Here is a 12,634-nt window from a genome sequence, read left to right on the forward strand (position 1 = left end):
TGCCTCTATCATTACATTACTGTCGCTTCTGGTTCATACTGAATGAGTTCTTTAATCATGTTACCCTGCTGCATAATTGCTACGGTTGGTTTGTGTTTTTTTGCTTCTTCTTCATTAACATAGGCATAAGACATAATAATGACGACATCACCTTTTTGTACTAAACGTGCTGCAGCACCATTTACACAAATAACACCGCTACCGCGTTCTCCCGCAATAATATATGTTTCAAAGCGTGCTCCGTTATTATTATCAACAACATGAACTTTTTCATTTGGTAGCATACCAACTGCATCGAGTAAATCCTCATCAATGGTAATACTACCTACATAATTTAAGTCTGCTTGTGTAACAACTGCACGGTGGATTTTTGCATTCATCATCATTCTAAACATCATTTATTCCCCGTTTCTTTGAAAAATCATATTGTCGATTAGGCGTGTGTTACCAAAGTAAACAGCTGCAGCAATTAAGACTTTTTTAGTCTGCTCTGTCACTTCAGTAAGATCTGGATAACTTAGCATTTTCAAATAATCAATTTGACCATTTGAATTAGCTTCAATGTGCTCTTTTGCAAAGTTTGTTGCCTCAATATGATTATCAGATTCGTAATAATGGTTTTTTGCAAGAATCAATGCTTGATGAATTACTACCGATTCTTTACGTTGTTGTTCCGTTAAAAATACATTTCGGGAGCTTTTCGCTAGACCATCTTCTTCTCGAACAATTGGCACACTTCTAATTTCTAAAGGAAAATTAAAATCACGCACCAAAGTTTCGATAAGCGCTAGCTGTTGTGCATCTTTTTGTCCAAAATAAGCCCTTGTTGGCTGAGTTATATGGAAAAGCTTTGTCACAACTTTTAAAACCCCATCGAAGTGTCCAGGTCTTGTTGCACCACAAAGAATTTCAGATTGTGGACCAGCCAATATTTGAATACCACCATTAGTCGGGTACATTTCATCGGCAGAAGGAGCGAATAAAAAGTCCACTCCTACTGTTTCTGCAATCTTCGAATCACGCTTTAAATCTCTAGGATAACTTTTATAATCTTCATTGGGTCCAAATTGTTCAGGATTGACGAAAATACTCATGACAACGATGTCATTTTCATTACGTGCAGCCGTTGCTAGTGCCATATGTCCTTCATGTAAATAGCCCATTGTCGGAACGAGACCAATTGTTTTATCAGCTTTTTTTGCTGTTGTGATATGTGCCGTTAATTCTTTAATAGTTGAAACGATTTTCATTTTCTTATTCCTCCGTATAGCTGTTCAAGTTGATGATCTGTCATCGTGAAACGATGCTCTACTTTTGGAAAAGAACCTTGTTTAACTGCTTTTGTATAGCTTTCGATGCCTCTTTGCATCAAATCTCCTGCAGATGCAAACGTTTCAACAAATTTCGGTAAATGGTGAGTTCCATACGCAAGTACATCATGGTAAACGAGTACTTGTCCATCAACATCTGCTCCCGCTCCTATTCCTATTACTGGAATTTTAAGTACTTTTGTAATTTCTGCAGCTAGCTGATATGGAATACATTCAAGCACAAGCGCACAAGCTCCAGCCTCTTCGACTTTTTGTGCATCTTGTAATAATTTTCCTGCTGAAACAGCTGTTTTCCCCTGCACTTTATACCCTCCGAGAACTGCAGCAGATTGTGGAAGTAAACCTAAATGTGCTACTACTGGAATCCCCACATTTACTAAAGATGATATGACATCTACTACTGTGTCTGCGCCTTCAACTTTTAAAGCACTAGCACCAGTCTGTTGGAACATATGAATCGCTGTTTGCAGTGTTTGGTCAATATTTCCGTGATACGAACCAAACGGCATATCAACTACGATAAAAGTATCCTTTGCTCCTCTTTTTACAGCTTTTGTATGATGGATCATATCTACGACTGTCACAGGAACAGTTGAATCATAGCCAAGTACGACCATACCAAGGGAATCGCCTACTAAAATCATATCTACTCCAGCTTCTTCAGCTAGTCTTGCGGATGGGTAATCATATGCTGTAAGCATAACAATTTTGTCGCTTTGTTCTTTCATATTCAAAAAATCAGTCGTTGTTTTCAAAACGCTTCCTCCTCTTTACAGGAAGAAAACAAAAACCCCTCTGTCTATAAATGGACAGAAGGGTTGCGTATTCAATGAAATGCATCGTTTTCTTCCGTCCCTGTCTATTACTAGATCAAGGCGAATCTCTTTAGTTATAGTTTTTATAGCGAGGTACAGTTCAATCAAATTGATACTGTCCTATACGTCAACTATAACAAGTTTGTCGAAACATTCCAATCTTTATTTTTCGAGTGTAATATCAGCAGAATAGATACCTTTTATCGTGCCATCATCTAATTGCAGTTGTAAAACACCATCATTTGTTATTCCGATTGCTTTACCGATGAATACCTCTTGTAACGTTGTCGCTCGAATACGATTTCCAATAGTACAAGAATAACTTTCCCATTGAGACTTAATCGGTTCAAAACCTTCTTTTACATATTGTGCACTGTAAATTTCTAAGTAATAAAGTATTTTAGCGACTAGAGTTGCACGATCTATATGTTTGCCGCTAGCAATTTTCAGGGATGTTGCTATGTCTTTTATTTCTTCCTCAAAATCATTTGGCTGATGATTTACGTTTATGCCCATCCCCATAATAATAGCATTTACGCGGTCTGGATCTGCTTGTAACTCTGTTAATATCCCTGTGCATTTCTTACCTTGAATCAATAAATCATTCGGCCATTTTATTTCTGGTTGTACACCTGTTATATCAGCTATCGCTCTAGTCAATGCCACAGCAGCTACTAAAGTAAATTGAGGTGCTTCATAAGGAGCTATCTCTGGGCGAAGGATAACACTCATCCAAATCCCTTTACCTTTCGTCGACTTCCATTCACGCATCATACGGCCACGGCCTGCTGTCTGTTCCTCACAAATGATAACAGTACCTTCAGGGGCTCCTTCTTGTGCTTTATTATGTGCAATTGCTTGAGTAGAAGTCATTGACTGTTCATATATAATACGGCTGCCGAAATTTTTCGTTTCAAGAGCCATTGAAATATTTGCATCATCGACTGTATCAGGCGTTGCCGTTAAAACATAGCCTCTTTTTTTTACAGTTTCAAAAGCATATCCCTTTTCCTGAAGTTGCTTCATATGCTTCCAAATTGCCGTCCTAGAGATGCCAAATTCATCTGCTAGCTGCTGTCCGGAAATTGGTTCCCCTTTAGCCTCAACTAGTCGCTTTATTATTTCATTTTTCAATGTTGCTTTCATAACTGAACCAATCCTTTATCTGAATTTAGTATCTTAATATAACATATTGTTTCTAATTGTTTATATAAAACTGATGATTAGATTCAATAGTATCATTATTTATTGCAAAATATCTCTAAGTCTTAATCAATCTTAACATTTGGTCACTTTTTGGTCACTCAAGAAATATATTGACAGGTCAATTGAGCGGTCTTTTTTATTTCATAGCCACTCTTTTTTTATGAAAGTACCAATAACAAACTTATCACTCCCACAACAGGCAATAAAGCTATCCACATCCATTCCCCTAATGCTACATCTTCAGGCGCAATATCTTCATCTACAAAACAATAGTAAATACTCAACAAAATCTTCATTGCCATACACCCCTACGGTTTAGATTTCCCAAGCCTCATACATTATTGATTTCACTTTGATACTGCGCGTTAAACGCTTGATAGCTGTATATATAACTGAGTCTAGCATTCTACTTTATCTTTTTTATACGCACTTATAACACTTAATAACGCTTTTCGATATTTACTTTCGTGATGCTCTAAAACTATGTTTCTATCAATAGATGCTTTTGCTATAAAGATTATTCCTGATAATTGATATAGTTCACTAGATTTGAAAAATGGGGACAACACTTTTAATGGAGTTGGCAGCTCTTCCTCTTTTCATTCTTGTTCTCTTAATTCTTGTTCTCTTAATTCCTACTTTGAAGTAAAAGGACAATATTTATTTGGCGAGGTAAATGAAGAATCCGAATTACATAATCCAAAATAGAAACAACTGCTACACATATTGAATTAGGAACAAGAACTACTTACTCTTATTACTTAACAAATGAAATTTGGAAAAGTAAATCCTTGGATTACGTCACTCTTTAGCTTCTTACATGGTAAGTCAAAATGTAAACTTTAAATTCATACAGGAACAATTAGGGCACTCCAATATTCAGGAAACATTAAATATTTATAGTCATTTGACCAAAAAAGACAAAGCAAAAACAGGTGACTTATTAGACGACGTTTTATAATTCGGTCGCTTTTTAGTCACCTGTTCGGAATTCAATAAATTATTTGTACTTAAAATGATTGTATATAAGCTTTTTGAAACCTACCTCGTATACTCATTCATAAACCATTCCTTTATCTGTTGTCGATCATTGACAAGTTTATTTAATAGTATTTCATCGACTATTTTATCGATTACTATTTTTAACCACGGTCCACTTTTTTTACCGCTCCACTCAATCAAGTCTCGGCCATTGACGACAATTTCAGAACGAGATTGCATGGCTAGCGCATTCTTTTTCTGTACAATTTCGGATTGTTTTAAATTGTCATTCGAATGGAAGAATTTTATCGCAAAATCATTTGCAATTTCTAATATTGGTAAGTCAAATTCAAAATAGTCTCTCGCAGTCCATCCAGAAGTAGTCCTAATTTTATAAGCTTGTAATACTTGCTTCACATAATTTTTTTCTTTGTTTGAACAATTAAATGTATTTAAAAGTTGAACAGCATTTTCATCCTGTTGTAATAAAATGAAAAACGCCCAGCCATTAACTGGATTTCCAAAGCTATCGAAAGTACGCCAATACTCTACATGCTTCGAAAAATCTCCCGGTAAATGATCGACAAGCCTCGTATCGTTTACGTAACGAATCGCTTTTTGTACATTTGAACTTGTCCATACTTTGTCAAATTCTACTTTTATCCGTTCTTTCGCAATAAAGCCTATATCCACTGCTTGATTACGGATTGCTTTGAAAGTTTCTTCTTCAATAGCAAAACCGAGCTGTGCACTAAATCTGATTGCGCGAAGCATTCGCAGTGCATCCTCACCAAAACGATTACTAGCATTTCCCACAGCACGTATTATTTGAGATGATAAATCATTCTGTCCACCAAATAGATCTACTATTTCTTTCGACCCACGCATAGCCATAGCATTAATCGTGAAATCACGACGTTTTAAATCTTCTTCTAAGGAACGTACAAATTGCACATCATTAGGCCTACGATGATCTGCATAATCTCCTTCTGTTCGATATGTTGTGACTTCTACGGGACTAAGAGGATGAATCACTAATACTGTTCCATGAGCGATACCGACATCTGCAGTACGTGAAAAAACAGTCTTCACCTCTTCAGGTAAAGCACTCGTTGCAATATCGACGTCATTGGCTAATTGGCCTCGTAAATAATCCCTTACTGCGCCTCCAACAATAACCGCTTCATAACCAAACTTCTCTAAGGATTGTATGATATCAAAAGCGGCTTGCCAATTCTCATCTAACTTCATTTTTCCGTGCCACCTTCTCATAAAGATCCTCATATTGCTCCACTATTTTCGAGGAATGGAAGCAATGATTTGCTCTATAAATTGCCGCTTCACGGAAAGATTGTAATTTGTATTCGTCTTGAAGTAAATCGATAGCATATGTAGCAGCTTGATTTGTATCACCTAACTCTACTATATAACCATTTTGACCATGTTCAATTACTTCTGGTATACCGCCAACATTCGTACCAATTCCAGGTACTCCACAAGCCATTGCCTCTAATAAAACAAGGCCAAACGATTCTTTTTCAGACATAAGTAATTTCAAATCACTTATCGCATAAAGTTCAGATAAATTATCTTGTTTCCCTAAAAACAAAATATCATTTACAAATGGATATTTCTTTATTTCTTCCATAATTCGATGCTTTTCAGGTCCATCTCCAACAAGTAGTAATTTTGCAGGCATTTGCGCTCTCACTTGAATAAACGTTCTGATAATGTCTGGAATATGTTTTACTTTTCGGAAATTTGATACATGTATTAGTACCCTTTCATTATCCAATATGCCAAAATCTCGCTTTAATTGTGTGCCATCTTTTGGTGTATATTCCCGTTCATCAACAAAATTATAAATTGTTTCGATTGGTTTATTTGTTTCGATTAGTTCATAAGTTTGGCGCTTCAAGGAATTCGAAACAGCTGTTACAATATCAGATTTTTCAATACCATAGCGGATTGCGCCAGTAAGTGATGAATCATAGCCTAATACCGTAATATCAGTACCGTGGAGCGTTGTAACTATACCGATATCTTCACCAGCCATATCTCGTCCCAACACCGCACATACTGCGTGTGGAATAGCATAATGCACATGCAGCACATCTAGTTTCTCATTTTTAATTACATCTGCCATTTTACTTGCTAGAGCAATATCATATGGAGAATGTTGAAATACGGAATAACTATTTACTTCAACTTCATGATAAAAAATAGTTGGATAAATTTTATTTAAGCGAAAAGGCATACTAGACGTAATGAAATGAATTTCATGACCTTTCTCAGCCAGCATCTTACCAAGCTCAGTAGCGATAACACCCGAGCCTCCAACAGTCGGATAACAAGTTATACCAATTTTCATTTTACGCACCCGACCACTTCCTTTCTTACTTACATCTATTTTTGTAGAATATTTATCTAAATACTCTCGTCGTTGGTGAAGGGCATTAATTTCTTCGTTCTTCTATTAATCGCCAATCGATGAAACCTTCTTGTAGCCCTTTAAGCAATACCTCAGCAGTGCCCATATTTGTTGCTAAAGGAATTTGGTAGACATCACATAGGCGGATTAATGCCGAAACATCTGGCTCATGTGGTTGTGCTGTTAATGGGTCTCGGAAGAAAATAATCATATCCATGTCATTGTCAGCAATCATTCCACCAATTTGTTGATCTCCTCCAAGAGGTCCTGAACGGAATCTTGTAACTGGTAAACCCGTTTCATCGATAACACGTTGTCCTGTCGTTCCTGTTGCATATAAGCTATGTTCGGCTAAAATATCACGATATGCTGTTACGAATTGGATTAAACTATCCTTTTTATTATCATGCGCGATTAAAGTTATTTTCACAGAGCTCATTCCATTCTTATAAAATATTTTCTAAGCCGTATACTAATTCATCTAGCTGCATTACTTTTTCAATTGAAAACTTTACACCTGACATAAATGAGGTACGGTTAAATGAATCGTGGCGTAGAGTGAGTAATTGTCCTTCTCCACCAAATAGTACTTGCTGATGGGCTACAAGTCCAGGAAGACGTACGCTATGAATACGTAAACCTTCAAAATCAGCACCTCTAGCACCTGGAAGTGTTTCTACTTCGTCTGGATGTCCTTGTTTGTGACTTCTTCTATTTTCTTGTATTAATTGGGCCGTTTTAATCGCCGTACCTGAAGGAGCATCTAATTTTCTATCATGATGCATTTCAATAATTTCAACTTCTGGTAAATATGCCGCTGCCATTTGTGAAAATTTCATCATTAAAACTGCACCTATTGCAAAATTTGGTGCAATGATGGCACCAAGTTGTAAAGTAGCGGCTAGTTCCGCTAATTCTTCTAATTGTTCATCAGTAAAACCAGTTGTACCAATAACTGGGCGCACACCATTTTGCAGTGCTTCTTTCGTATGCTTATACACAGCTTCAGGCGCCGTCAAATCCACAAAAACATCTGGTTTTGACGTTTTAAATAAATCTTCTAAATTTCTAAAAACAGGTACATGATAAGTATTAGGGAATTCTGTATAATTCTCCAGTGAATTTGCGATTTCTCTATGGTCAAGTACCGCTACTAATTCCATTTGATCGTTCTTCATTACTGTATGTACAGCTTCGGATCCCATTTTACCTCTTGGCCCAGCTATTGCAACACGAATTGTCATTAATTTTCTTCCTTTCTAGTCCAGCGATCTTTGTCGCGTGTTTCAAATTTATGTAGTACTCTTTGTAAAGCTTCAGCCATATCAATATTTTCTGCGTTTGCAAAACAGATGAGGACAAATAAAAAGTCTCCAAATTCTTCTTCTAATGATTTGGCTGCTTCTGTAGGCTTTTTCTTTTTCATGCCATAGACATTTTGCACTTCTCTTGATAATTCACCAAGTTCCTCTGTCAATCGTGCTAATAATTCAAATGGTGGAAAGTAACCTTCCTTAAACTGTCCTATATAATCATCTACTTGTTTTTGCATTTGTTGCATTGTAACTTCCTTGCTCATATATACAACTCTCCTCTATCCATCGTAATCAATAATACTTGTTGTTGTCAAAATGTCGAAAATACATGATAATAAATTTCTAAAAAGAAAATATGTAAACTTTTCCATAAGGTTTCGCCAGAACGATTGCCTAAGACTTCACTCTATTGTAAATCAAATAGGTAATGGATTGACTCCTTAAATCAGTTTTTCTTACAGCCCTTTCTATTATACAGTCTACTAACCAAAAATGAGGTGAAAAATTAATGCCAAATATTAAATTTAAAAATGTACTGTTTATTATCCTTGGTGCAGCTATCTTCAGTTTTGGATTTATTAATTTTAACGTTCAAAATGAGCTAGGAGAAGGCGGCTTTACAGGGATCACGTTAATTTTGTACTTCGTTTTCAAATGGGATCCAGCAGTGATGAACTTAGTACTAAATATTCCGATGTTTATACTAGGTTGGAAATTACTAGGGCGTAAAATGTTTGTTTATACATTGATTGGAACAATTTCTGTCTCTGTTTTCATGAAAATATTCCAAATTTATCAGGTTGATATTGGTTTGAAAGACGATATGTTTTTAGTTGCATTATTCGCTGGTGTTTTCCTAGGCGCTGGCCTCGGTATTATTTTCCGGTATGGTGGTACTACTGGAGGCGTTGATATTATTGCACGCCTAGTTAATAAATATATCGGCTGGCCTATGGGAAAAACAATGTTCATGTTTGATGCTGTCGTTATTGTACTGTCATGGACCACTTTTCTTAATTCACGTTCAATGATGTATACACTTGTTGCTGTCTTCGTCAGTGCTCGAGTAATTGACTTCGTTCAAGATGGTGCGTATGCTGCACGAGGAGCAATTATTATTTCCGGTAAACAAGATGAAATTGCCGACCGTATAACTAAACAAATGGAAAGAGGCGTCACAATTTTAAATGGTTATGGTCATTACACTAAAGAAAAGCGTGAAGTTATCTATTGTGTCGTTGCAAAAAACGAATTATTTAAGCTAAAAAGTATTGTACAATCCGTTGACCCTCATGCATTTGTTTCCGTCTCAGAAGTTCACGATGTAATTGGACAGGGTTTTACATTGGACGATAAGAAGCAACCAATCGATTGATTTTTTTTCCAAAGCAGATAGTACAACTCTATCTGCTTTTTTTGTTGCTAAACAGTTATTATATAATCACATTATTTACAATAAATATTACTCTATTATTAAAAGGGGTGATACTTTGTCAGACTTCTTTAGCAAATATACGCCATATGTAGTGCTACTCATTTTTATATTTGAAAAAATTTATTTCGGTATTCCAGATTATATAAAACCCGTGTTTGTTTATGAGTATCTTATTTTAATCGGATTTGGTTATTTGCTTGGTACTCTTCACAATTTTTTTAATCCAAGTAAAAAAACAAATACGTTACTACGTGTAGGCATGATTATTAGTTCTCTCGCATTATTGATTACATCAATCTTCTATAAAGCCATGCTTTCGGTTATTTTCTCTGCGATAATGTTTGTTGCGGTTAGTTTCTCATTATATTTAGAAATCAAGCCAAACAAGAAAAATTAAGTAATAGGACTAATACCCATTTACTAGTTTTCATTTTAATAGCAATACTAATTTAGTAGGTACATCCGAACTATTATATAGGCTTGGATTTAAGGAGGTTGGAGATGTTAAAATTAGTCGAATATTAATAGTATAATTAAACAGTTCATATGATAAAAAAAGCCCGCAACACTGGAATTTCTCCACTGTTGCGGGCTTTAACTTTATATTAACGGAAAGTACCATAACTCATGATACGTGGACCCCAGTAACTGCCTTTTGCAATACTTTGATATTGAACTTTGTTACCTGCAGCATGTAAAACTTGACCATTACCCGCATACAATCCTACGTGTGTAATATAATTTCCACCTGGATTTGCAGAGAAGAAGATTAAATCTCCAACTTGTGGGTTACTTGTATAGGCTGCTGCTGCACGTTGCGCACGACTGTTACGAGGAATTGTACCTTGTCCAGCTTGTTTGTACGCATATTGTGTGAAACCACTGCAATCGAATCCAGAAGGTGAAGTACCTCCCCAAACATAAGGTACGCCTAAGTATTTTTTACCAGCATTAATAATAGCTGATCCAGTTGCACTATTTGAAACTTTGCTTACTTTTTTATATTTTGTTAAATATGCTGAAGACATCCAACCTGTTTTACCGTTATAAGAAACTTTATACCAAGTTGTGCCTTTTACTTTTTTCTTATAAGTTGCTTTTACGACAGCACCTTTTTTAGCTGTTAATAGTACTTTTGAAGTTGTATTAGCACTAGTACGCATATTTAATGCTGCTGTTGTTTTGTATTTCCCACTAATTTTAGTAGCTTTTGAACTAGCTACCATTGTAATAGCAGTTGATTTATGTACTTCTTTGTTCGAAGTAGTTAGTGATTCTGCAGAAGCTGTATTTTGTTGACCATTTGTTAATCCCGTAAATGAAATCGTTAAAGCTAATGTACTTGCTGTAATTGCTGTAAATAGATTTTTCTTTTTCATTGATTTAAACTCTCCAATATATATTCAAACTATTATAAGTTGATTTATTTTTGTAATTTAGTAACTGTTTTTTTCTACAAGACTAACTTTACAGAAATTCTTTGTAATAAACAATGCTATTTCAATTACAGATATATTACAGTTTGACTACAAAGAAACAGAGTTTTATAACATTATTTTGATTTTATCTATTTCTAACCACATATTTTACCATTTTTATATCAAAAAAGACCTTTGACTGATTTCTCAGTTCAAAGGTCTTCCGTTTTGTGGTAGTACAGTTAATTTTAGTCTTCTCTATTCATACCTGTGTAAATTAACACTAAACGAAGTAATTCCATTACAGCAGTCGCTGCCGCTGCAACATAAGTTAATGCTGCTGCACTTAAAACTTTTCTTGCATATGGCTCTTCTTCGTTACGGATAATACCATGTTCAACAATCTGATTCATCGCACGTTTTGAAGCATCAAATTCAACTGGTAATGTAACTAATTGGAATACAACTCCCGCTGCAAGTAAGACGATACCTACTAGTAACAGCGGTTGAATAGTTGCAATTATACCGATCATAATGAAAATCCATGATGCATTTGAAGAAATATTTGCTACAGGAACTAATCGAGAACGCAATGTTAAAAAAGAATATGCTTCTTTATGTTGTATTGCGTGTCCGCATTCATGGGCTGCTACAGCAGTTCCTGCTACAGAAGCTTCATGATAGTTGTGAGTAGATAGAGCAACCGTTTTTGTTTCTGGATTATAGTGGTCAGATAAAAAACCCTGTTGTTCTACTACGCGGACATTACTTAATCCATTCTGATCTAAGATTAATCTTGCAACTTCAGCACCAGTCATACCAGAAGTTGAACGAACTTGTGAGTACCGTTTATACGTTCTTTTTACTTTCATTTGAGCGTAAATCGGTAACAGTAATAATACGATAAAATATACGATGTACATCGCAGTTGACAAACTAACCATCCTCCTAATACTAGCTTACTATTATTTTAAGGTGTCCGATGACCTTTGAGCAAATGAAAAGCTTTTTTTAGCTGTCCAAAATGCCAGTGATATACAACAAATAGACAACCAAAAAGTGAAGTAACCAATAGTTTGCACATAATCCGACAACATATGATAAATTGGCATTTGACCAAAAACATAATCAATGACATCATTATGCAAAGTCCAAATCGCTGCAATCCATACATGGATATATGAGAAGCGGTAAGTTGGTAAATACAAAATCCCTTGAACAGCCATCATGAAATGCGAAAAGATTAACATCCATCCCATCCAGCCAATTGAACCGTCTTCAATTAGTGCCCAAATGTTCATCACAACAGCCCACAGACCATACTTAACAAGCGTTATTAAAGCGAGTGCCTCAATTAATTTCCAATGTCGACCAAGCAACCATCCGACAATTGCTATACTAAAAAAGAGGCTTGCAGTAGGGCTATCTGGCACAAAAATAAGAAATATTGGTTTAGTCATTTCTAATTGCCAGCCATACCAATCATAGCCCCAAATTGTACCGACCACATTGATAATTAATAAAAGCCATAAAAACGAACGATGTGTTAGTATGACCCAACATTTCGAAACAATAGAAGGCATATCATTACTCCCTTTTCAATATGAAATATGTATTATTTAGTATTTACAAGTAAATTTGAATCATTCACTTATATATAAATAGTATAAGTGATATTTACAGTTATGCATATGGGTATCA

Annotated in this window: 16 protein-coding genes; 3 read left to right on the plus strand and 13 right to left on the minus strand. The window is 35.5% G+C overall.

The window, feature by feature from the left end:
• Nucleotides 1–11: 11 nt before the first annotated feature.
• The 5 genes from panD to AC3IS5_RS14675 form a co-directional block, all read right to left on the minus strand.
• The gene (panD, locus tag AC3IS5_RS14655) at nt 12–395 is read right to left on the minus strand and encodes an aspartate 1-decarboxylase (protein ID WP_390393423.1); all 384 of its coding nucleotides are present in this window, start codon (nt 393–395) and stop codon (nt 12–14) included.
• 3 nt (nt 396–398) lie between these two features.
• Nucleotides 399–1,250 (minus strand): pantoate--beta-alanine ligase, encoded by an 852-nt coding sequence (gene panC / locus AC3IS5_RS14660; RefSeq protein ID WP_489425085.1) that lies wholly within the window; start codon nt 1,248–1,250, stop codon nt 399–401.
• Nucleotides 1,247–2,086: a 3-methyl-2-oxobutanoate hydroxymethyltransferase gene (gene panB, locus AC3IS5_RS14665; RefSeq protein WP_489425086.1), complete on the minus strand. Its 840-nt coding sequence runs from the start codon at nt 2,084–2,086 to the stop codon at nt 1,247–1,249. Before panB ends, panC begins: the two co-directional genes overlap by 4 nt.
• 222 nt (nt 2,087–2,308) lie before the next feature.
• A complete protein-coding gene (locus AC3IS5_RS14670; RefSeq protein WP_489425087.1) occupies nt 2,309–3,292 on the minus strand; it encodes a biotin--[acetyl-CoA-carboxylase] ligase in 984 nt (327 codons plus the stop codon).
• A gap of 218 nt (nt 3,293–3,510) precedes the next feature.
• A complete protein-coding gene (locus AC3IS5_RS14675) occupies nt 3,511–3,648 on the minus strand; it encodes a hypothetical protein (protein ID WP_489425088.1) in 138 nt (45 codons plus the stop codon).
• Between the two features lie 491 nt (nt 3,649–4,139).
• Here AC3IS5_RS14675 and AC3IS5_RS14680 point away from each other — a divergent pair, with 491 nt between their 5' ends.
• Nucleotides 4,140–4,313, plus strand: coding sequence for a tyrosine-type recombinase/integrase (locus AC3IS5_RS14680; RefSeq protein ID WP_489427905.1), 174 nt, complete (start codon nt 4,140–4,142; stop codon nt 4,311–4,313).
• An 80-nt stretch (nt 4,314–4,393) separates the two neighbouring features.
• Here AC3IS5_RS14680 and AC3IS5_RS14685 read toward each other — a convergent pair whose 3' ends face one another.
• The 5 genes from AC3IS5_RS14685 to AC3IS5_RS14705 all read right to left on the minus strand — a co-directional run bounded on the left by AC3IS5_RS14685 (nt 4,394) and on the right by AC3IS5_RS14705 (nt 8,343).
• Nucleotides 4,394–5,584, minus strand: a complete 1,191-nt coding sequence (locus AC3IS5_RS14685; protein ID WP_489425089.1) for a CCA tRNA nucleotidyltransferase — start codon at nt 5,582–5,584, stop codon at nt 4,394–4,396.
• Nucleotides 5,571–6,713, minus strand: a complete 1,143-nt coding sequence (bshA, locus tag AC3IS5_RS14690; RefSeq protein WP_489425090.1) for an N-acetyl-alpha-D-glucosaminyl L-malate synthase BshA — start codon at nt 6,711–6,713, stop codon at nt 5,571–5,573. Before bshA ends, AC3IS5_RS14685 begins: the two co-directional genes overlap by 14 nt.
• A gap of 76 nt (nt 6,714–6,789) precedes the next feature.
• Nucleotides 6,790–7,194, minus strand: a complete 405-nt coding sequence (mgsA, locus tag AC3IS5_RS14695; RefSeq protein WP_489425091.1) for a methylglyoxal synthase — start codon at nt 7,192–7,194, stop codon at nt 6,790–6,792.
• A gap of 16 nt (nt 7,195–7,210) precedes the next feature.
• The gene (gene dapB / locus AC3IS5_RS14700; protein WP_489425092.1) at nt 7,211–8,008 is read right to left on the minus strand and encodes a 4-hydroxy-tetrahydrodipicolinate reductase; all 798 of its coding nucleotides are present in this window, start codon (nt 8,006–8,008) and stop codon (nt 7,211–7,213) included.
• Complete coding sequence (locus tag AC3IS5_RS14705) at nt 8,008–8,343, minus strand: nucleotide pyrophosphohydrolase (protein ID WP_489425093.1); 336 nt, start codon at nt 8,341–8,343, stop codon at nt 8,008–8,010. Before AC3IS5_RS14705 ends, dapB begins: the two co-directional genes overlap by 1 nt.
• 245 nt (nt 8,344–8,588) lie before the next feature.
• Here AC3IS5_RS14705 and AC3IS5_RS14710 point away from each other — a divergent pair, with 245 nt between their 5' ends.
• The gene (locus AC3IS5_RS14710; protein ID WP_489425094.1) at nt 8,589–9,455 is read left to right on the plus strand and encodes a YitT family protein; all 867 of its coding nucleotides are present in this window, start codon (nt 8,589–8,591) and stop codon (nt 9,453–9,455) included.
• Between the two features lie 115 nt (nt 9,456–9,570).
• A complete protein-coding gene (locus tag AC3IS5_RS14715) occupies nt 9,571–9,912 on the plus strand; it encodes a hypothetical protein (RefSeq protein WP_489425095.1) in 342 nt (113 codons plus the stop codon).
• 208 nt (nt 9,913–10,120) lie between these two features.
• Here the strand turns inward: AC3IS5_RS14715 and AC3IS5_RS14720 are convergent, their stop codons facing one another.
• The 3 genes from AC3IS5_RS14720 to lhaT form a co-directional block, all read right to left on the minus strand.
• Entirely contained in the window at nt 10,121–10,894 is a 774-nt protein-coding gene (locus AC3IS5_RS14720; RefSeq protein WP_489425096.1) for a C40 family peptidase, read from the minus strand.
• A 287-nt stretch (nt 10,895–11,181) separates the two neighbouring features.
• Nucleotides 11,182–11,856 (minus strand): zinc metallopeptidase, encoded by a 675-nt coding sequence (locus tag AC3IS5_RS14725; protein ID WP_489427906.1) that lies wholly within the window; start codon nt 11,854–11,856, stop codon nt 11,182–11,184.
• A 42-nt stretch (nt 11,857–11,898) separates the two neighbouring features.
• A complete protein-coding gene (lhaT, locus tag AC3IS5_RS14730; protein WP_489425097.1) occupies nt 11,899–12,516 on the minus strand; it encodes a lipoprotein heptaprenylglyceryl N-acetyltransferase LhaT in 618 nt (205 codons plus the stop codon).
• Between the last annotated feature and the right edge of the window lie 118 nt (nt 12,517–12,634).

This window comes from Viridibacillus sp. KH_047, assembly GCF_057838945.1.

What these genes read in the sequence shown, in the direction of transcription:
- panD (WP_390393423.1), bottom strand. Translation starts at nt 395, where the DNA reads ATGTTTAGAATGATGATGAATGCAAAAATCCACCGTGCAGTTGTTACA.
- panC (WP_489425085.1), bottom strand. Translation starts at nt 1,250, where the DNA reads ATGAAAATCGTTTCAACTATTAAAGAATTAACGGCACATATCACAACA.
- AC3IS5_RS14670 (WP_489425087.1), bottom strand. Translation starts at nt 3,292, where the DNA reads ATGAAAGCAACATTGAAAAATGAAATAATAAAGCGACTAGTTGAGGCT.
- AC3IS5_RS14675 (WP_489425088.1), bottom strand. Translation starts at nt 3,648, where the DNA reads ATGAAGATTTTGTTGAGTATTTACTATTGTTTTGTAGATGAAGATATT.
- AC3IS5_RS14685 (WP_489425089.1), bottom strand. Translation starts at nt 5,584, where the DNA reads ATGAAGTTAGATGAGAATTGGCAAGCCGCTTTTGATATCATACAATCC.
- dapB (WP_489425092.1), bottom strand. Translation starts at nt 8,008, where the DNA reads ATGACAATTCGTGTTGCAATAGCTGGGCCAAGAGGTAAAATGGGATCC.
- AC3IS5_RS14705 (WP_489425093.1), bottom strand. Translation starts at nt 8,343, where the DNA reads ATGAGCAAGGAAGTTACAATGCAACAAATGCAAAAACAAGTAGATGAT.
- AC3IS5_RS14710 (WP_489425094.1), top strand. Translation starts at nt 8,589, where the DNA reads ATGCCAAATATTAAATTTAAAAATGTACTGTTTATTATCCTTGGTGCA.
- AC3IS5_RS14720 (WP_489425096.1), bottom strand. Translation starts at nt 10,894, where the DNA reads ATGAAAAAGAAAAATCTATTTACAGCAATTACAGCAAGTACATTAGCT.
- AC3IS5_RS14725 (WP_489427906.1), bottom strand. Translation starts at nt 11,856, where the DNA reads ATGTACATCGTATATTTTATCGTATTATTACTGTTACCGATTTACGCT.
- lhaT (WP_489425097.1), bottom strand. Translation starts at nt 12,516, where the DNA reads ATGCCTTCTATTGTTTCGAAATGTTGGGTCATACTAACACATCGTTCG.